The organism is Streptomyces sp. NPDC019531 (genome assembly GCF_044903305.1).
Lineage (GTDB): Bacteria > Actinomycetota > Actinomycetes > Streptomycetales > Streptomycetaceae > Streptomyces.
This window is the reverse complement of record NZ_JBJDQL010000016.1, coordinates 35613-52699: the sequence shown is the minus strand read 5'-3', so window position 1 is coordinate 52699 and position 17087 is coordinate 35613. Positions and strand designations below refer to the sequence as shown.

Genomic DNA, 17087 nt, shown 5'->3' with positions numbered 1-17087 from the left:
CGAATCATCCCCCTGCGAGGGGCGGTTGTGCGGCTTCCAGGAGTCCGGCGAGTTCCACGAGGTCCGTGCCGGTGAGACGGGGGAGGGCGCAGCCGGAGAGGGTGCGGCAGGTGGCCTGCCAGGTGGCGGGGATCGCGGCGGTGCCTCCGAGTGCGCCGGTCAACGCGCCCACCAGGGCCGGGGCCGAGTCGGCCACCCGGGAGAGACAGGCTGCCGCGGGGATCGCCTCGGCGATACGGCCCTGAGCGGCGGTGGCCAGGGCCAGGGCCACGGGCACCGTTTCGGCGGCCGCGATGCCGTAGCTGTAGACGTGGTCGACGATTTCGTGTTCCAGGGCGGGGATCAGGGCGAACGCGCTGTCGGCGGACCGGGCGAGGCGCAGGGCGTGGCGGGCGTTGCGGCCGATCTCCGTCTCTTCCGGGAGTTCGGTGAGGGCGGCCGCCACGCAGAGCTCCACGGGTGCGCCGGTCAGGGCGAGGGAGAGGGCCGCGGCCATCGCTCTCGCTCCGTGTACTCCGTCGCCGTCCTGGGTGTAGCGGGCGTCGAACTCGGCGAGGTCGGCGGCGAGTCGGGGGCTGCCGGGGTGGGCGACCGCGAGGACGCAGGCTCGGATGCAGGCCGCGTCGTCGAAGTAGTGGGGGTTGTCGTGGCCGGTGGCGGGTGGGCGCAGGCCGGTGGCGAGGTTGCCGAGGCCTGCTCGTACGGAGATGCGGGCGCGGAGGGGGAGGACGGCGGACTCGATCTCGGGGGCGCGGTCCGCCGCGGCGGCGACTTCGGCGGCGATGGCGTTCCAGGTGAGGTCGATGGCGGCTCTTGTACGGCGTTCTTTCGTCAGGTCGCCGAGGGCGGTGTCGTCGCCTGCCCTGAGGAGGGCTTCCGCGGTGAAGGCCGCCCATTCGGCGTCGTCGGAGGGGCCGAGGCGGAGGGGCTCGGGGGGCTGGTTGAGGGCGATGGGGACGGGGAGGGTGGTGGTGGCGTTCTGTTCTGCGAAGGTGTCGAGTTCGCGGGTGAGGCGGCGGGTCCAGTCGGGCATGCGGGCGGCTCTGTGACGGGCGGAGGGCCAGCCGGCGGCGTCGCCTGCGGCGAGGCCCAGGAGGAGGGCTGCGGTTCTTCCGGCCTCGGCTTCGCCTTCGGCCTTCTTGTACCCACCCGCACCATCCGTTTCGCTATCGTCGTCGGGTGCGGGTGGCCCCTGCGGGGGGTTCTCGCCGTCGGCGGCCGCGGGTTCCAGCGGCCTGGGCATGCCGGACGCGGTCTCGCCCCATGGGCCGGGCGGCCTCACCGGCCCTCCCCGGCCACCAGCAACTCCGCCACGTCCAGCACGTGATGGCCCGCCATCGACGGGAGGCAGCTGCCTCTCGCCGGGCCGATCGCCGTGGCCCATTCGGTCGGGATCGCCGACGCGCCTCTCGTTGCGCCCGCCAGCGCTCCCGCCACCGCCGCCGTCGTGTCCGCGTCTCTCCCCATGTTGACCGCCGTCAGGACCGCCTCGCGGAAGTCGCCGTCCGCCGCCGCGTACGCGCCGAAAGCCAGGGCCACCGCCTCCGGGGCCAGGTCGGTCCAGGGGTAACCACCGATGACGACGGCGGAGCGGACCGCGCGTTCGCCCCGGTGGGCCACCGCCACGGCACGGCGCAGGGAGCGGGCCGTCCAGCTGTCGTCCGGGATCACGGCCAGCGCGGAGGCGACGACGGCGATCGTGGGGGCGCCCGCCATCGCCGCCGCCACCCCTGCCGCCACCGCCTGGCCGCCGTAGATGCCCTCGCCGTCGTGGCTCACCGAGCCGTCGACGGCCACCAGACGGGCCGCCTCGGCCGGGCGGCCCGCCGCGAAGACGCCGAAGGGGGCCGCCCGCATGGCCAGGCCGTCGCTCCAGGCGTGGCGGTGCTGGGCCGAGATGGGAGCCGCGAGGCCCCGGCGGAGGTTCTCCAGCGTGCCGCGCTCACTGAAACCGGCGCCCCGGAAGGGACCCTCGTCGCGGTCCGCGATCCACTCGTGCCAGGCCGCCTCCACGTGGGGCGCGGTGAGGGCCGAGCCGTGGCGGGCCAGGAGCAGCCCGGAGAAGATCGCGTACTCCGTGTCGTCCGTGCCGGCCGGCTCGTCCACGACATAGCCCTCGATACGGCCCCAGCGGGCGCGGATCTCCGACGGCTTCATGTTCTCGGCGGGGGCGCCGAGGGCGTCCCCGACCGCCAGGCCCAGCAGGGCGCCGCGGGCCCGCTCGCGAAGATCGGCGGCGTTGTGCGGCGCCGGGGTCGAGGGAACGCAGCCGATCGATGTCATACGCGGGCCTTTCCACAGAGACACCTTTGCGAATGTGTCCCACCATCGGCGGTTGACCCGAGCCTCCCCGGCCTCAACGTCACCCGGTCGACATCTGTGCAGCCCTGCTATCGAATGAGCGCTCGATGGTAAAGGTGCAGGTTAGCGCAGCCTCTCCTTGCTGGCGGGCGGGAATGGGCGGACGTACTGTAGGTGTTGTTGAGAATTAGAATCTGTCCAAAGTTAGCTTTGGCTTAGCTTTCCTGGGGGGCCGGAATGGCTGTCATCGACATGGAAGCGCCACTGCACGAGGCGCACCGCGACAACCACACGCATCGGGATGTGAACGGCGGCTGGCTGCGGCCCGCCGTCTTCGGGGCCATGGACGGACTCGTCTCCAACCTCGCCCTGATGACCGGTGTCGCCGGCGGGGCCGTCGGTCATCACACCATCGTGCTGACCGGACTCGCGGGGCTCGCCGCCGGCGCCTTCTCCATGGCCGCCGGTGAGTACACCTCCGTCGCCTCGCAGCGCGAGCTCGTCGAGGCCGAGCTGGATGTGGAGCGGCGGGAGCTGCGGAAGTATCCGCAGGACGAGGAGGCCGAGCTCGCCGCGCTGTACGAGGGGAGGGGGGTCGAGCCCGCGCTGGCCAGGGAGGTCGCCCGGCAGCTGTCGAAGGATCCCGAGCAGGCCCTGGAGATACATGCCCGTGAGGAACTCGGCATCGACCCCGGTGATCTGCCCTCGCCGCTCGTCGCCGCCGTGTCCAGCTTCGGATCCTTCGCCCTGGGTGCCCTGCTCCCCGTGCTCCCGTATCTGCTCGGTGCGACCGCGCTCTGGCCCGCCGTGCTGCTCGCCCTTCTCGGACTGTTCGTGTGCGGTGCCGTCGTGGCCAGGGTGACCGCGCGGACCTGGTGGTACAGCGGACTGCGGCAGCTCGTGCTGGGAGGCGCGGCGGCCGGTGTGACGTACGCCCTGGGCAGTTTGTTCGGAACGGCCGTAGGATAGTTCGGCTGCTACTTATGCGATGGGCCGCATAAGTAGCCGTTACTCGCTGGTTTCGAATGCTTAACCACTGGGCATGAGCCGTAAGCGCTGCGGGCAATGACGCTTGCGGCGCACTCGTGGAGTGGGCGACGACGCCTCCTCCGCCCCTGGGCCGATGGACGACGATCTGACCGATCAGTCCGCTTCGGTCCCCACATACTTCAAGCCATGTGTGCGACACCCCCCTCGCACGCCATGGCGTCCGCATGTTGGAACGGAATATCCAGTTTCCGAGAACCGCTCCATCATGTAACCTGCACGAAATTTTGCACACACGCAGAGGGCCAACGTCGTCCCTCGGCAAGCTGAATATGCCAATTGACGACGACGGGAGAGCCGATGCGTACGCCGCGCCAGCCGTCCCAGCACTCCACGAGTGGCCAGAAGTGGTCGTTCATGGATGCTCGCCCTGCTGCGCAGGGTATGTACGACCCCCGCAACGAGCGCGACGCCTGTGGCGTCGGCTTCGTGGCCACCCTCACCGGCGAGGCGAGCCATGCGCTGGTCGAGCAGGCGCTCACGGTTCTGCGCAACCTGGAGCACCGCGGTGCCACCGGCTCCGAGCCCGACTCGGGTGACGGCGCGGGCATCCTGTCCCAGGTTCCGGACGCCTTCTTCCGCGAGGTCGCCGGCTTCGAGCTGCCCGCGGCCGGCGCGTACGCCGTCGGTATCGCCTTCCTGCCCGAGGAGGGCACCGAGGACACCGTCTCGAAGATCGAGACGATCGCCGCCGAGGAGGGCCTCACCGTCCTCGGCTGGCGCGAGGTCCCGGTCGCCCCCGAACTGCTCGGCGCCACGGCCCGCTCGACGATGCCGGTCTTCCGCCAGATCTTCGTCGGCGACGGCTCCTCGACGGACATCTCCCTCGACCGCAAGGCGTTCGTGCTGCGCAAGCGCGCCGAGCGCGAGGTCGACACCTACTTCCCGTCACTGTCCGCGCGGACCATCGTCTACAAGGGCATGCTGACCACCGGCCAGCTGGAGCCCTTCTTCCCGGACCTGTCCGACCGCCGCTTCGCCTCCGCGATCGCGCTCGTGCACTCCCGGTTCTCCACGAACACCTTCCCGTCGTGGCCGCTCGCGCACCCGTACCGCTTCGTCGCGCACAACGGTGAGATCAACACCGTCAAGGGCAACCGCAACTGGATGGCGGCCCGCGAGTCCCAGCTGGTCTCCGACCTGCTCGGCAATGACGACAAGGCCCTCGAGCGCGTCTTCCCGATCTGCACGCCGGACGCCTCCGACTCGGCGTCCTTCGACGAGGTGCTCGAACTCCTGCACCTGGGCGGCCGTTCGCTGCCGCACTCCGTGCTGATGATGATCCCGGAGGCGTGGGAGAACCACGACTCCATGGAGTCGGCCCGTCGCGCCTTCTACCAGTTCCACTCCAACCTGATGGAGCCCTGGGACGGTCCGGCCTGTGTCACCTTCACCGACGGCAAGCAGGTCGGCGCGGTCCTCGACCGCAACGGCCTTCGCCCCGGCCGCTACTGGGTCACCGACGACGGCCTCGTCGTCCTGGGCTCCGAGGTCGGCGTCCTCGACATCGACCCCGCCAAGGTCGTCCGCAAGGGCCGTCTCCAGCCCGGCCGGATGTTCCTCGTCGACACCGTCGAGCACCGCATCATCGAGGACGACGAGATCAAGGCCGGCCTCGCCGGCGAGCAGCCCTACGCGGAGTGGGTGGAGGCCGGCGAGATCGAGCTCGGCGACCTGCCCGAGCGTGAGCACATCGTGCACACCCACGCCTCGGTCACTCGCCGCCAGCAGACCTTCGGCTACACCGAGGAAGAGCTGCGCGTCCTGCTCGCGCCGATGGCCAAGGCCGGTGCCGAGCCGATCGGTTCGATGGGTACGGACTCGCCGATCGCCGCGCTGAGCGAGCGTCCCCGCCTGCTCTTCGACTACTTCACCCAGCTGTTCGCACAGGTCACCAACCCGCCCCTGGACGCGATCCGCGAGGAGCTCGTCACCTCGCTGCGCTCGGCCCTCGGCCCGCAGGGCAACCTGCTCGACCCGAGCGCCGCCTCCTGCCGCTCCGTCGTGCTGCCCTTCCCGGTGATCGACAACGACGAGCTGGCCAAGCTCATCCACATCAACGCCGACGGCGACATGCCCGGCTTCAAGGCCGCGACCCTCTCCGGCCTGTACCGGGTCTCCGGCGGCGGCGACTCCCTCGCCGCCCGCATCGAGGAGATCTGCGCCGAGGCCGACGCCGCCATCGACAACGGCGCCCGGTTGATCGTCCTGTCGGACCGGCACTCCGACGCCGAGCACGCGCCGATCCCGTCGCTGCTGCTCACCGCGGCCGTCCACCACCACCTCATCCGCACCAAGCAGCGCACCCAGGTGGGCCTGCTGGTCGAGGCCGGTGACGTCCGCGAGGTCCACCACGTCGCCCTGCTGATCGGCTTCGGCGCCGCGGCCGTGAACCCGTACCTGGCGATGGAGTCCGTCGAGGACCTGGTCCGCGCGGGCACCTTCCTGTCGGACATAGAGGCCGAGCAGGCCATCCGCAACCTGATCTACGCCCTGGGCAAGGGCGTTCTCAAGGTCATGTCGAAGATGGGCATCTCGACCGTCGCCTCCTACCGCGGCGCCCAGGTCTTCGAGGCCGTCGGTCTCGAAGAGGGCTTCGTCCAGAAGTACTTCAGCGGTACGGCCTCCAAGATCGGCGGCGTCGGCATCGACGTCATCGCCAAGGAGGTCGCCGCCCGGCACGCCAAGGCGTACCCCGCCTCCGGCATCGCGCCGGCCCACCGCGCACTGGAGATAGGCGGCGAGTACCAGTGGCGCCGTGAGGGCGAGCCGCACCTGTTCGACCCGGAGACGGTCTTCCGCCTCCAGCACTCGACACGCGCCAACCGCTTCGACATCTTCAAGAAGTACACGGACCGCGTGAACGAGCAGTCCGAGCGGCTGATGACCCTCCGCGGGCTCTTCGGCTTCAAGTCGGACCGGCCCTCGATCTCCGTCGACGAGGTCGAGCCGGTCTCCGAGATCGTCAAGCGCTTCTCCACCGGCGCCATGTCGTACGGCTCCATCTCGCGCGAGGCGCACGAGACCCTCGCCATCGCCATGAACCAGCTGGGCGGCAAGTCCAACACCGGTGAGGGCGGCGAGGACCCGGACCGTCTCTACGACCCGGCCCGGCGCAGCGCCATCAAGCAGGTCGCCTCCGGCCGCTTCGGTGTGACCTCCGAGTACCTGGTCAACGCGGACGACATCCAGATCAAGATGGCCCAGGGCGCCAAGCCCGGCGAGGGCGGCCAGCTGCCCGGCCACAAGGTCTACCCGTGGGTCGCCAAGACCCGGCACTCGACCCCGGGTGTCGGTCTGATCTCCCCGCCGCCGCACCACGACATCTACTCCATCGAGGACCTGGCGCAGCTGATCCACGACCTGAAGAACGCGAACCCGCAGGCGCGGATTCACGTGAAGCTGGTCTCCGAGGTCGGCGTCGGCACGGTCGCCGCGGGTGTGTCCAAGGCACACGCGGACGTCGTCCTGATCTCCGGTCACGACGGTGGTACGGGTGCCTCGCCGCTGACGTCGCTGAAGCACGCCGGTGGCCCCTGGGAGCTCGGCCTGGCCGAGACCCAGCAGACCCTGCTGCTCAACGGCCTGCGCGACCGCATCGTCGTCCAGACCGACGGCCAGCTCAAGACGGGCCGTGATGTCGTCATCGCCGCGCTGCTCGGCGCCGAGGAGTTCGGTTTCGCGACCGCGCCGCTCGTCGTCTCCGGCTGCGTCATGATGCGCGTCTGCCACCTCGACACCTGCCCGGTCGGCATCGCCACCCAGAACCCGGTGCTCCGGGACCGGTTCTCCGGCAAGGCCGAGTACGTGGTGAACTTCTTCAAGTTCATCGCCGAAGAGGTCCGCGAGATCCTCGCCGAGCTGGGCTTCCGCTCCATCGAGGAGGCCGTCGGCCACGCCGAGGCCCTCGACGTGACCCGCGCGGTCAACCACTGGAAGGCGCAGGGCCTGGACCTGGCCCCGCTCTTCTACGTGCCCGAGCTGCCCGAGGGCGCCGCGCTGCACCAGGTCGTCGAGCAGGACCACGGCCTGGAGAAGGCGCTCGACAAGGAGCTCATCAAGCTCGCCGCCGACGCCCTGGCCGCCGACTCGGCGACCGACGCCCAGCCGGTCCGTGCCCAGGTCTCGATCCGCAACATCAACCGCACGGTCGGCACCATGCTCGGCCACGAGGTGACGAAGAAGTTCGGTGGCGCGGGCCTGCCCGACGACACCGTCGACATCACCTTCACCGGCTCGGCCGGCCAGTCCTTCGGCGCCTTCCTCCCGCGCGGTGTCACGCTGCGCCTGGAGGGCGACGCCAACGACTACGTGGGCAAGGGCCTCTCCGGCGGCCGTGTCATCGTCCGCCCGGACCGGGGCGCCGACCACCTCGCCGAGTTCTCGACGATCGCGGGCAACACCATCGCGTACGGCGCGACCGGCGGCGAGCTGTTCCTGCGCGGTCGGACCGGTGAGCGGTTCTGTGTCCGCAACTCCGGTGCGCTGGTCGTCTCGGAGGGCGTGGGCGACCACGGCTGCGAGTACATGACCGGCGGTCACGCGGTGGTCCTCGGCGAGACGGGCCGCAACTTCGCGGCCGGTATGTCCGGCGGTGTCGCCTACGTGATCGACCTCGACCGGGACAACGTCAACGTCGGCAACGTGAACGCCGTGGAGGCGCTCGACGACGCGGACAAGCAGTGGCTGCACGACGTGGTGCGCCGCCACCAGGAGGAGACCGCGTCCACGGTCGCCGAGAAGCTCCTGGCCGAGTGGGACACCGCCGTGGACCGCTTCAGCAAGATCATCCCCAGCACGTACAAGGCAGTGCTCGCCGCCAAGGACGCCGCCGAGCAGGCGGGACTCTCCGAGTCCGAGATCACCGAGAAGATGATGGAGGCGGCGATCAATGGCTGACCCGAAGGGCTTCCTGAACCACGGCCGTGAGGTCGCCAAGTCCCGCCCCGTCGACGTACGTCTGAAGGACTGGAACGAGGTCTACGTCCCCGGCTCCCTGCTGCCGATCATCAGCAAGCAGGCCAGCCGCTGCATGGACTGCGGCATCCCGTTCTGTCACAACGGCTGTCCGCTCGGGAACCTCATCCCCGAGTGGAACGACTACGCCTACCGCGAGGACTGGGCGGCGGCCAGCGAGCGTCTGCACGCGACCAACAACTTCCCGGAGTTCACCGGGCGGTTGTGCCCGGCTCCCTGCGAGTCGGCGTGTGTGCTCGGCATCAACCAGCCGGCCGTGACCATCAAGAACGTCGAGGTCTCGATCATCGACAAGGCGTGGGACAGCGGTGATGTCGCGCCGCAGGCCCCGGAGCGCCTGTCCGGCAAGACCGTCGCGGTCATCGGGTCCGGTCCGGCCGGCCTCGCCGCCGCGCAGCAGCTCACCCGGGCCGGTCACACCGTCGCCGTCTACGAGCGCGCGGACCGCATCGGAGGCCTCCTCCGGTACGGCATCCCCGAGTTCAAGATGGAGAAGCGGCACATCAACCGCCGTATCGAGCAGATGCGCGCGGAGGGCACCCGCTTCCGTACCGGTATCGAGATCGGCCGCGACCTCAAGGCGACCGACCTGAAGAAGCGGTACGACGCCGTCGTGATCGCCGCCGGTGCCACCACCGCGCGTGATCTCCCCGTCCCCGGGCGGGAGCTGAAGGGCGTCTACCAGGCCATGGAGTACCTGCCCCTGGCCAACAAGGTGCAGGAGGGCGACTACGTGGTGTCGCCCATCTCCGCCGAGGGCAAGCACGTCGTGGTCATCGGCGGCGGCGACACCGGCGCCGACTGCGTGGGCACCGCCCACCGCCAGGGCGCGGCCTCCGTCACCCAGCTGGAGATCATGCCCAGGCCGGGCGAGGAGCGGAACCCGGGTCAGCCCTGGCCGACCTTCCCGATGCTCTACAAGGTCACCTCCGCGCACGAGGAGGGCGGGGAGCGGGTCTACTCCGTCTCGACGACCCACTTCGAGGGTGACGAGGACGGCAATGTCCAGTGGCTGCACCTCACCGAGGTCGAGTTCATCGAGGGCCGGCTGACCCCGAAGCCGGGCACCGAGCGCAAGATCCCCGCCCAGCTGGTCACCCTCGCGATGGGCTTCACCGGCACCGACCGCGAGAACGGCCTGGTCGAGCAGTTCGGCCTGGAGCTCGACGAGCGCGGCAACATCGCCCGTGACGCCGAATTCCAGACCAACGTGCCCGGCGTCTTCGTCGCCGGTGACGCGGGCCGCGGCCAGTCGCTCATCGTGTGGGCGATCGCGGAGGGCCGCTCGGCCGCCCGCGGCACCGACCGCTTCCTGGCCGGCGCGAGCGAGCTGCCGGCCCCGATCCGGCCGACGGACCGCTCGCTGATGGTGTGATCACACCCGAATAGACGTCCCGTACAAAGGCGTACGGAACACTGACGGCGCCTGCCCTTTCAGTCCCCGACCGGACGCTGGGCAGGCGCCGTCGCCCTTTTCTACGGCACCTTGAAGGTCTCCCCGTACACCTGCCACTCCAGCGGTGTCCTCAGGTCCAGGTTCCCCTCGTTCAGGAACCGCCGCTGGGCCGTGTCGACGCGGGAGGTGTCGATGTCCGCGTCCCGGGTCTTCATGGCCGCCCGGCGGATGTCCAGAAAGGCGTCCAGGTAGGCCTTCTCGGAGCCGCCCTCGGTCGGGCTGTCGGCCTTGTGGAGGGCGCGTTCGCGCATGCCGTAGAAGCTGGTGGCGTCGGTGCCGGGGCCATGGAAGACCATGGCGTCGTAGTAGACGAACTGGCCGAGCGCTCCCAGGCCGTCGAGCTTGGCGAGGCGGACCGCGGGGTCGAAGTAGACGCGGTCGCGCTCCGCGTCCTGGGCCTTCTGGAAGGCCGGCCGGGCCGCCTCCTTCTTCCAGGCGGCCGTGAAGCCCGGGTCCAGGCCCTCGTGGGAGTCGGTGCCGTCGACCTCGCGCAGGGCGGGGATGTACGTCGCGAGAGCGTTGTCGGGGAGGGCCTTGGTGTAGCGCTCGACGAGCGTGAGCAGGTCGTGGGTGCCGGTGCAGAAGCCGATGAGGCCGGCCGTGTAGCCCTGGCCGTCGCCGATGTCCTCGATGTAGGCGTAGGCGCTGCGCCAGTTCAGGGTGGAGTTCTCGGCGCTGGCCACGAGCTGCTGGGCGAGGTCCTTCTTGGCGGGCGCGTCCAGGCCGGGCGGCAGGTCGGCGAGCACCTCGTCGTCCGCCGCGTTTCCCGCGCCCTCGGCCCAGGCCTTGGCACCCTGGGCACCCTTGGCGTCCTGGGCCGCCTGCGCCCGGTAGGCGGTCGAGAGGTCGGGGCCCGCCCCTCCCGCGCCGGAGTCCTCGGGCGCAAGGAGGTAGACCGACGCCGTGACGACCACGGGGACGGCCGCGAAGAGCAGCAGGCGGGCGCGTTTCACTGGGTTCCCGTCAGTTCGGTGACCTTGGCCCAAGTAGACACCAGGAGCACCACCAGCAGGACGGCGCACGCCCCCGCCTGCACCAGGGCGCGCCGGCCGTCCCGGGGAGCGTACGCGTAGGCGAGGGTGACGACGCCGCCGGCGAGCAGGCCGCCGAGGTGGCCCTGCCAGGACGTCAGGCCCGCGGAGAGCAGCAGCCACAGCAGCAGGCCCGCCATGAAACGGTTGACCTGGGCCATGTCGGCGCCGAGACGGCGGGCCAGCACGTAGTACGCGGCACCGAGCCCGAAGATCGCGCCGGACGCGCCGAGCGTGGGCTCGGTGGGCGCGACGAGCAGGACGAGGACCGAGCCGCCGAGCGCCGACAGCAGGTAGAGGCCGATGTAGCGGACCCGGCCGAGCTGGGCCTCGACCACGCGGCCGATGTTCCACAGCGACACCATGTTCATCACGATGTGCAGGATCCCGAACGTGCCCTCGGTGGGCGGCAGATGCAGGAACGCGCCGGTCAGCAGGCGGTACCACTCGCCGTCGACGACACCCTCGGCGTGGTAGTCGGCGGGGTGGACTGCCTGCCACACGTAGTGGCCGCCGTCCGGGCCCGCCAGGCCGGCGCCCAGCATCTCGAACCGGTCCACGAGCGCGGGGCGCACGATCTCGCCGATGTAGGCGAGCACATTGAGGCCGATGAGGATGTACGTCACCAGGGGTACGGCTGTGATCCGCCCGCCGAACGCGGTCCGGGCCTGCCGCACCGACCGCGCCCCCTCCCGTACGCACTCCGGACACTGATGACCTACGGCCGCCTCCCGCATGCAGGTCGGGCAGATGTACCGCTCGCAGCGGGTGCAGCGGACATGGGACTCCACCGTGGGATGGCGATAACAGGTGGTGACGGTGGATTCGGGTTCCACGGCCGGCTCCTCGGAGTGACGGGGGTGATGATCGAGCCGGTGGGGGCGGCGGCGAACAAAATATCGAACGCAGGTGAGGGGTGGCAGCGGCGGGGCCATGGTCGTGATCAGCCGCTTGTGCCTTTGCCCGCCCCGTTGGCTTCGCCGTACGGCCGTGCCACCCTGTGAGTGATCCGACGGGGAGGCGACGACGTATGGACGGCGCACGATCGGTGAACCAAGCGGCTCGTGGCGGAGAGTCCGGCAAGGGCGAGAAGCTCGCCGACTGGGCGGACGGACGGCTCGGCCTGTACGCGCTGGCCAAGGCCAACATGCGCAAGGTCTTTCCGGACCACTGGTCGTTCATGCTGGGCGAGATCTGCCTCTACAGCTTCCTCATCCTGATCCTGACCGGCGTCTATCTGACGCTGTTCTTCGAGCCCAGCGGGGTCGAGGTCGTCTACCACGGCTCCTACGAGCCCCTCAACGGCGTGGTGATGACCAGGGCGTACGAGTCCACGCTCGACATCAGCTTCGATGTGCGCGGCGGTCTGCTGATCCGGCAGATCCACCACTGGGCGGCGCTGGTCTTCGTCACCGGCATGCTCGTGCACATGATGCGGGTGTTCTTCACCGGCGCCTTCCGCAAGCCGCGCGAGCTCAACTGGGTGTTCGGCTGGACCCTGTTGTTCCTCGGCATCATCACCGGCCTGACCGGCTACTCGCTCCCCGACGACCTGCTGTCCGGCACCGGCATCCGCTTCGCCGACGGGGCGATCCTGTCCGTCCCGATCGTCGGGACGTATCTGTCCTTCTTCCTGTTCGGCGGGGAGTTCCCGGGCCACGACATCATCCCGAGGCTCTTCCCGATCCATGTGCTCGTGCTGCCCGGGATCATGCTCGGCCTGGTGGTCGCCCATCTGATCCTGGTCTTCTACCACAAGCACACCCAGTACCCGGGTCCCGGCCGCGACAACAAGTCCGTGGTCGGCATGCCCTTCCTGCCGGTCTACATGGCGAAGGCGGGCGGCTTCTTCTTCCTGACCTTCGGCGTGCTCGCGCTCATGGGCGGCCTCGCCCAGATCAACCCCGTGTGGGCGTTCGGCCCCTACAGCCCGCAGCTGGTGACCACCGGCGCCCAGCCCGACTGGTATCTCGGCTTCTCCGAGGGACTGATCCGGGTGATGCCGGGATGGGAGATCAACCTCTGGGGCCACACCCTGGAACCCGGCGTCTTCATCCCCTTCTCCCTCTTCCCGCTGATCCTGCTCGCGCTCGGCCTCTATCCCTTCGTCGAGGCGTGGATCACCGGCGACAAACGTGAGCACCACATCCTGGACCGGCCGCGCAACGTGCCCGTCCGCACGGGGCTCGGCGTCGCCTGGCTCAGCCTCTACGTCGTCCTGTTGATCGGCGGCGGCAACGACATCGTGGCCACCCATCTGCATCTGTCCATCAACACGATCACCTGGTTCGTGCGGGTGTCCGTGTTCGTGGTGCCCGTGCTGGCCTTCATCGTCACGAAGAGGGTCTGTCTCGGGCTGCAACGCCGGGACCGGGACAAGGTGCTGCACGGGCGGGAGACCGGCACCATCAGGCGGCTCCCGCACGGCGAGTTCACCGAGGTGCACGAGCCCCTCCCGCAGGGGCAGCTGCACACCCTCACCCAGCACGAGCAGAACCCGCCGTACGAGATCGGGCCGCTCGTCGACGCGAACGGGGTGCGGCGGCCGGTCACCCGCTCCCAGCGGGTGCGGGCCGGGCTCGCGCGGGCGATGTTCGGGCCCGATACGCGGATCGAGAAACCGACTGCGGAGGAGTACCGGGAGATCACCAGCGGCGACCACCACCACTGAGCACCGTTTCGCGGCACTCGTCGGGGGTGCCCCACGCGGTGCGCAGCGCGCGGGCCTTGGTGAGCCACAGGGACAGGTCGTACTCCGCCGTGTACCCGATCGCGCCGTGCAGCTGGAGCGCGGTGCGGGCGGTCCGGTACGCCGCCTCGCAGGCCGTGACCTTCGCGGCGGCGACGTCCTCCTCGGTCATGGTCAGGGCGGCGCCGAAGAGCAGGGGGCGGGCGAACTCCAACGCGATCTTCGCGTCGGCGAGTTGGTGTTTGACGGCCTGGAAGGAGCCTATGGGGGTGCCGAACTGGGTGCGCCGCTTGACATGGGCGACCGTCTTGTCCAGGAGGGCGAGGCCTACGCCGAGGGCCTGGGCGGCGGTGGTGAGGCGGGCCATGAGCAGGGCGGGGCCCAGGGGCGGGCCGGTGGCGAGGAGCTCGCCGCCGTGGGGGGTCGGAAAGAGGCGGCGGGCGGGGTCCAGGGAGGGGCGTGGGGGGTGGTCGGGTGGGGGAGCGAGGCGGAGCTCGGTGGGGGTGCCTGCGTCCAAAGGTGCCGGCGGACGGGCTGAGATCGTCAGCCGTAGGTCTGCCATGTCTGCGTCCAGGGCGTACGGCCCTGTGGTCAGGGTTGCCGTCGACTCGCCGGACGCCAGCGAGGGGAGTAAGCGCTTCGCCGGGCCGGTGTCGTCCAGCGAAGCGAGCAGCGTCGCCGCCGTCACCGTCTCCACCAGGGGCCCCGGCACCGCATGGCGCCCCAACTCGACGAAGGCCACCGCGAGTTCTACGGGGCGTGGGCCCAGGCCCTCGTAGGTCTCCGGCACCGCCAGTGCGAACACCCCCGCTTCGGCGATACGGCCCCACAGCGCACGGCCGCTGGTGTGGTCGCCGTGGCTCCAGTCCCGTGTGACGGTCGGAGTGTCCGCGGACGTCAGCATCGCGTCCAACGAGGCGGCGAACGCGCGCTGTTCGGGGTCGAGGAGGAACCGCATCACCGACGGCCCTTCGGCAGGCCCAGCAGGCGTTCCGCGATGATGTCCCGTTGGATCTCGTTCGTGCCGGCGTAGATCGGGCCGGCGAGGGCGAAGACATAGCGCTCGGACCAGTCCGGGTCCTCTTCCTCACCGAGGAGATCCAGGGCCGTCTCCGTGAGCGCGATGTCGTACTCGGACCAGAAGACCTTGTTGAGGCTGGACTCCGGGCCGAGTGCCTCACCGTCCAGGAAGCGGGAGGCTGCCGCGTAGGTGAAGAGCTGGTGGGCGCGGGCGCCGATCAGGGCGTCGGCGACACGGGTGCGGGTGTCCTGCGGGCTGTCCTTCGCGTGCCACAGCGCGAACAGCCGGTCCGCGCTCGCCAGGAAACGGCCCGGTGAGCGGAGCGTCAGGCCCCGTTCGTTGCCCGCCGTCGACATCGCGATCCGCCAGCCCTGGCCCGGTTCGCCGATGACGTCCTCGTCCGGCACGAACACCTCGTCCAGGAAGAGCTCGGCGAAGGCGGGCTTCCCGTCCAGGCGGCGGATCGGGCGGACGGTGACGCCGGGGGCGCGCAGGTCGAACATCAGGTAGGTCAGGCCCTGGTGGGGTTTCGGGGTGTCCGGGTCGGTGCGGAACAGGCCGAACGCACGGTCCGCGAAGGCGGCGCGGGAGGACCAGGTCTTCTGGCCGCTGAGCAGCCAGCCGCCGTCCGTGCGCACCCCCTTCGACCTCAGGGACGCCAGGTCCGAGCCCGCCTCCGGCTCCGACCAGGCCTGCGCCCAGACCACCTCGCCGGTGGCCATCGACGGCAGCACGCGCGCGCGTTGCTCTTCGGTGCCGTGGTCGAAGAGCGTCGGGGCGAGGAGGCTGACGCCGTTCTGGCTCACGCGGCCGGGCGCCCCCGCCGCGTAGTACTCCTCCTCGAAGACCAGCCAACGGACCAGCCCGGAGTCCCGGCCGCCGTACCGCGCGGGCCAGTTGACCACCGACCAGCGGTCCGCGGCGAGTTCGGCCTCCCAGGCGCGGTGGGCAGCGAAGCCCTCCTCGGTCTCCAGGGAGGGCAGAGGAGAGACGGGCACATGCGCGCGCAGCCACGCGCGGGCCTCGGCGCGGAAGGCCTCCTCTTCCTGCGTGAACGCCAGATCCATGGCCACCCGTCCTTCCCTAACAAGTGTTTGGTAGGTTAGCGTGGCGCTATGACAGGCGTCGAGAGCCCGGTGTACGAACCGGGGCACGGGCTGCTGAAGGGGCGCACCGCCGTCATCACCGCGGCCGCCGGCGCGGGCATCGGCGGGGCGACCGCGCGCCGCTTCCTGGAGGAGGGCGCGCGCGTGCTGATCAGCGACGCGCACCCGCGGCGGCTGAAGGAGTGCGAGGCGCAGCTGGCCCGGGAGTTCCGGGGCGCCGTGACGTCCCTGGCGTGCGATGTCACCGATGAGGCACAGGTGGGGGCGCTCTTCGATGCGGCCGTACGGGAACACGGGCGGCTCGACATCGTCGTCAACAACGCCGGCCTCGGCGGGACCTCGACGCTCGTCGACATGACCGACGACCAGTGGACCCGCGTCCTGGACGTCACTCTGAACGGCACGTTCCGGTGCACCCGGGCAGCCCTCCGGCTGATGAAGGACTCGCGTGGCGGGGTGATCGTCAACAATGCCTCCGTCGTCGGCTGGCGCGCCCAGGCCGGGCAGGCGCACTACGCCGCCGCGAAGGCCGGCGTGATGGCCCTGACCCGGTGCGCGGCACTGGAGGCGGCCGAGTACGGCGTACGGGTCAACGCCGTGTCGCCGAGCCTCGCCATGCACCCCCACCTGGTGAAGGTGACGTCGGCCGAGCTGCTGGAGGAGCTCACCGCGCGCGAGGCCTTCGGGCGGTACGCCCAGCCCTGGGAGGTGGCCAACGTCATCGTGTTCCTGGCGTCCGGCTACTCCTCGTACATGACCGGCGAGGTCGTCGCCGTCAGCAGCCAGCACGCATAGGACGACAATGACTTCGTGCCGACCAAGAAAAAGCCCCAGGTGAGCGCCGCAGCCGGTAAGCCCGCGGCTGCCGCCGCTCGGCCTCGCCGCCGTGAACTCCTCGACACCGCAGCCGAGGTCTTCGCCGAGCAGGGCTACAACGCCACGACCGTACGCAAGATCGCGGACCACGCGGGCATGCTCGCGGGCAGCCTCTACTACCACTTCGACTCCAAGGAATCGATGCTGGAGGAGATCCTGCAGACCTTCCTCGACGAACTCTGGGACGGCTACGACGCCGTCCTGGGCGCCGAGTCGGGGCCCCGCGAGACGCTGGAGGCGCTGGTCACCGAGTCGTTCCGGGAGATCGACCGGCACCGCGCCGCCGTCGCGATCTACCAGAAGGAGAGCAAGCAGCTGGTGGCGCAGGAGCGGTTCGCGTTCCTCGCCGAGTCACAGCGCAGGTTCGAGAAGGCCTGGCTGTCCACGCTGGAGCGCGGGGTCGCGGCCGAGGTGTTCCGGGCCGACCTCGACGTACGGCTGACCTACCGGTTCGTGCGCGACACCGTGTGGGTCGCCGCGTCCTGGTACCGGCCAGGCGGACAGCACAGCCCGGAGGAGATCGCCCGGCAGTACCTGTCGATGGTGCTGGACGGGATCGCCGTACGCGAATAGCCCTTACAGG

General features: G+C 70.3%; 12 protein-coding genes. 6 read left to right on the top strand and 6 right to left on the bottom strand.

Translation table 11 applies throughout. The features are described 5' to 3' along the window. Positions 1-4: 4 nt before the first annotated feature. Positions 5-1384: an ADP-ribosylglycohydrolase family protein gene (locus ACI2L1_RS20280; RefSeq protein WP_404740712.1), complete on the bottom strand. Its 1380-nt coding sequence runs from the start codon at positions 1382-1384 to the stop codon at positions 5-7. Then, positions 1279-2283 (bottom strand): ADP-ribosylglycohydrolase family protein, encoded by a 1005-nt coding sequence (locus ACI2L1_RS20275; protein ID WP_404740711.1) that lies wholly within the window; start codon positions 2281-2283, stop codon positions 1279-1281. Before ACI2L1_RS20275 ends, ACI2L1_RS20280 begins: the two co-directional genes overlap by 106 nt. Positions 2284-2538: 255 nt before the next feature. Here ACI2L1_RS20275 and ACI2L1_RS20270 point away from each other — a divergent pair, with 255 nt between their 5' ends. The 3 genes from ACI2L1_RS20270 to ACI2L1_RS20260 all read left to right on the top strand — a co-directional run bounded on the left by ACI2L1_RS20270 (position 2539) and on the right by ACI2L1_RS20260 (position 9700). Then, positions 2539-3270: a VIT1/CCC1 transporter family protein gene (locus ACI2L1_RS20270; RefSeq protein ID WP_404740710.1), complete on the top strand. Its 732-nt coding sequence runs from the start codon at positions 2539-2541 to the stop codon at positions 3268-3270. Between the two features lie 378 nt (positions 3271-3648). After that, entirely contained in the window at positions 3649-8247 is a 4599-nt protein-coding gene (gene gltB, locus ACI2L1_RS20265) for a glutamate synthase large subunit (protein ID WP_404740709.1), read from the top strand. Further along, a complete protein-coding gene (locus tag ACI2L1_RS20260; protein ID WP_404740708.1) occupies positions 8240-9700 on the top strand; it encodes a glutamate synthase subunit beta in 1461 nt (486 codons plus the stop codon). Before gltB ends, ACI2L1_RS20260 begins: the two co-directional genes overlap by 8 nt. A 101-nt stretch (positions 9701-9801) precedes the next feature. Here the strand turns inward: ACI2L1_RS20260 and ACI2L1_RS20255 are convergent, their stop codons facing one another. Next, the gene (locus tag ACI2L1_RS20255) at positions 9802-10734 is read right to left on the bottom strand and encodes a chitosanase (protein ID WP_404740707.1); all 933 of its coding nucleotides are present in this window, start codon (positions 10732-10734) and stop codon (positions 9802-9804) included. Continuing rightward, on the bottom strand, positions 10731-11648 hold the full coding sequence (locus ACI2L1_RS20250) for a rhomboid family intramembrane serine protease (RefSeq protein WP_404740706.1): 918 nt from the start codon (positions 11646-11648) through the stop codon (positions 10731-10733). Before ACI2L1_RS20250 ends, ACI2L1_RS20255 begins: the two co-directional genes overlap by 4 nt. A 194-nt stretch (positions 11649-11842) precedes the next feature. On the opposite strand from ACI2L1_RS20250, the gene ACI2L1_RS20245 reads away from it, so the two are divergent. Continuing rightward, positions 11843-13483 (top strand): cytochrome bc complex cytochrome b subunit, encoded by a 1641-nt coding sequence (locus ACI2L1_RS20245; RefSeq protein ID WP_404740705.1) that lies wholly within the window; start codon positions 11843-11845, stop codon positions 13481-13483. Here ACI2L1_RS20245 and ACI2L1_RS20240 read toward each other — a convergent pair. Together ACI2L1_RS20240 and ACI2L1_RS20235 are read right to left on the bottom strand one after the other, a co-directional pair. Continuing rightward, on the bottom strand, positions 13458-14459 hold the full coding sequence (locus ACI2L1_RS20240) for an acyl-CoA dehydrogenase family protein (RefSeq protein WP_404740704.1): 1002 nt from the start codon (positions 14457-14459) through the stop codon (positions 13458-13460). The two genes, ACI2L1_RS20245 and ACI2L1_RS20240, sit on opposite strands and share 26 nt — an antisense overlap. Beyond that, positions 14459-15589 (bottom strand): acyl-CoA dehydrogenase family protein, encoded by a 1131-nt coding sequence (locus tag ACI2L1_RS20235; RefSeq protein ID WP_404740703.1) that lies wholly within the window; start codon positions 15587-15589, stop codon positions 14459-14461. The genes ACI2L1_RS20240 and ACI2L1_RS20235 overlap by 1 nt, the downstream gene beginning before the upstream one ends. Positions 15590-15637: 48 nt before the next feature. Here ACI2L1_RS20235 and ACI2L1_RS20230 point away from each other — a divergent pair, with 48 nt between their 5' ends. Together ACI2L1_RS20230 and ACI2L1_RS20225 are read left to right on the top strand one after the other, a co-directional pair. Next, a complete protein-coding gene (locus ACI2L1_RS20230; RefSeq protein WP_404740702.1) occupies positions 15638-16423 on the top strand; it encodes an SDR family oxidoreductase in 786 nt (261 codons plus the stop codon). 15 nt (positions 16424-16438) lie between these two features. Then, positions 16439-17077, top strand: a complete 639-nt coding sequence (locus ACI2L1_RS20225) for a TetR/AcrR family transcriptional regulator (RefSeq protein WP_404740701.1) — start codon at positions 16439-16441, stop codon at positions 17075-17077. Positions 17078-17087: the final 10 nt, after the last annotated feature.

What these genes read in the sequence shown, in the direction of transcription:
- ACI2L1_RS20245 (WP_404740705.1), top strand. Translation starts at nt 11,843, where the DNA reads ATGGACGGCGCACGATCGGTGAACCAAGCGGCTCGTGGCGGAGAGTCC.
- ACI2L1_RS20260 (WP_404740708.1), top strand. Translation starts at nt 8,240, where the DNA reads ATGGCTGACCCGAAGGGCTTCCTGAACCACGGCCGTGAGGTCGCCAAG.
- ACI2L1_RS20275 (WP_404740711.1), bottom strand. Translation starts at nt 2,283, where the DNA reads ATGACATCGATCGGCTGCGTTCCCTCGACCCCGGCGCCGCACAACGCC.
- ACI2L1_RS20280 (WP_404740712.1), bottom strand. Translation starts at nt 1,384, where the DNA reads ATGGGCCACGGCGATCGGCCCGGCGAGAGGCAGCTGCCTCCCGTCGAT.
- gltB (WP_404740709.1), top strand. Translation starts at nt 3,649, where the DNA reads ATGCGTACGCCGCGCCAGCCGTCCCAGCACTCCACGAGTGGCCAGAAG.
- ACI2L1_RS20270 (WP_404740710.1), top strand. Translation starts at nt 2,539, where the DNA reads ATGGCTGTCATCGACATGGAAGCGCCACTGCACGAGGCGCACCGCGAC.
- ACI2L1_RS20230 (WP_404740702.1), top strand. Translation starts at nt 15,638, where the DNA reads ATGACAGGCGTCGAGAGCCCGGTGTACGAACCGGGGCACGGGCTGCTG.
- ACI2L1_RS20235 (WP_404740703.1), bottom strand. Translation starts at nt 15,589, where the DNA reads ATGGATCTGGCGTTCACGCAGGAAGAGGAGGCCTTCCGCGCCGAGGCC.
- ACI2L1_RS20240 (WP_404740704.1), bottom strand. Translation starts at nt 14,459, where the DNA reads ATGCGGTTCCTCCTCGACCCCGAACAGCGCGCGTTCGCCGCCTCGTTG.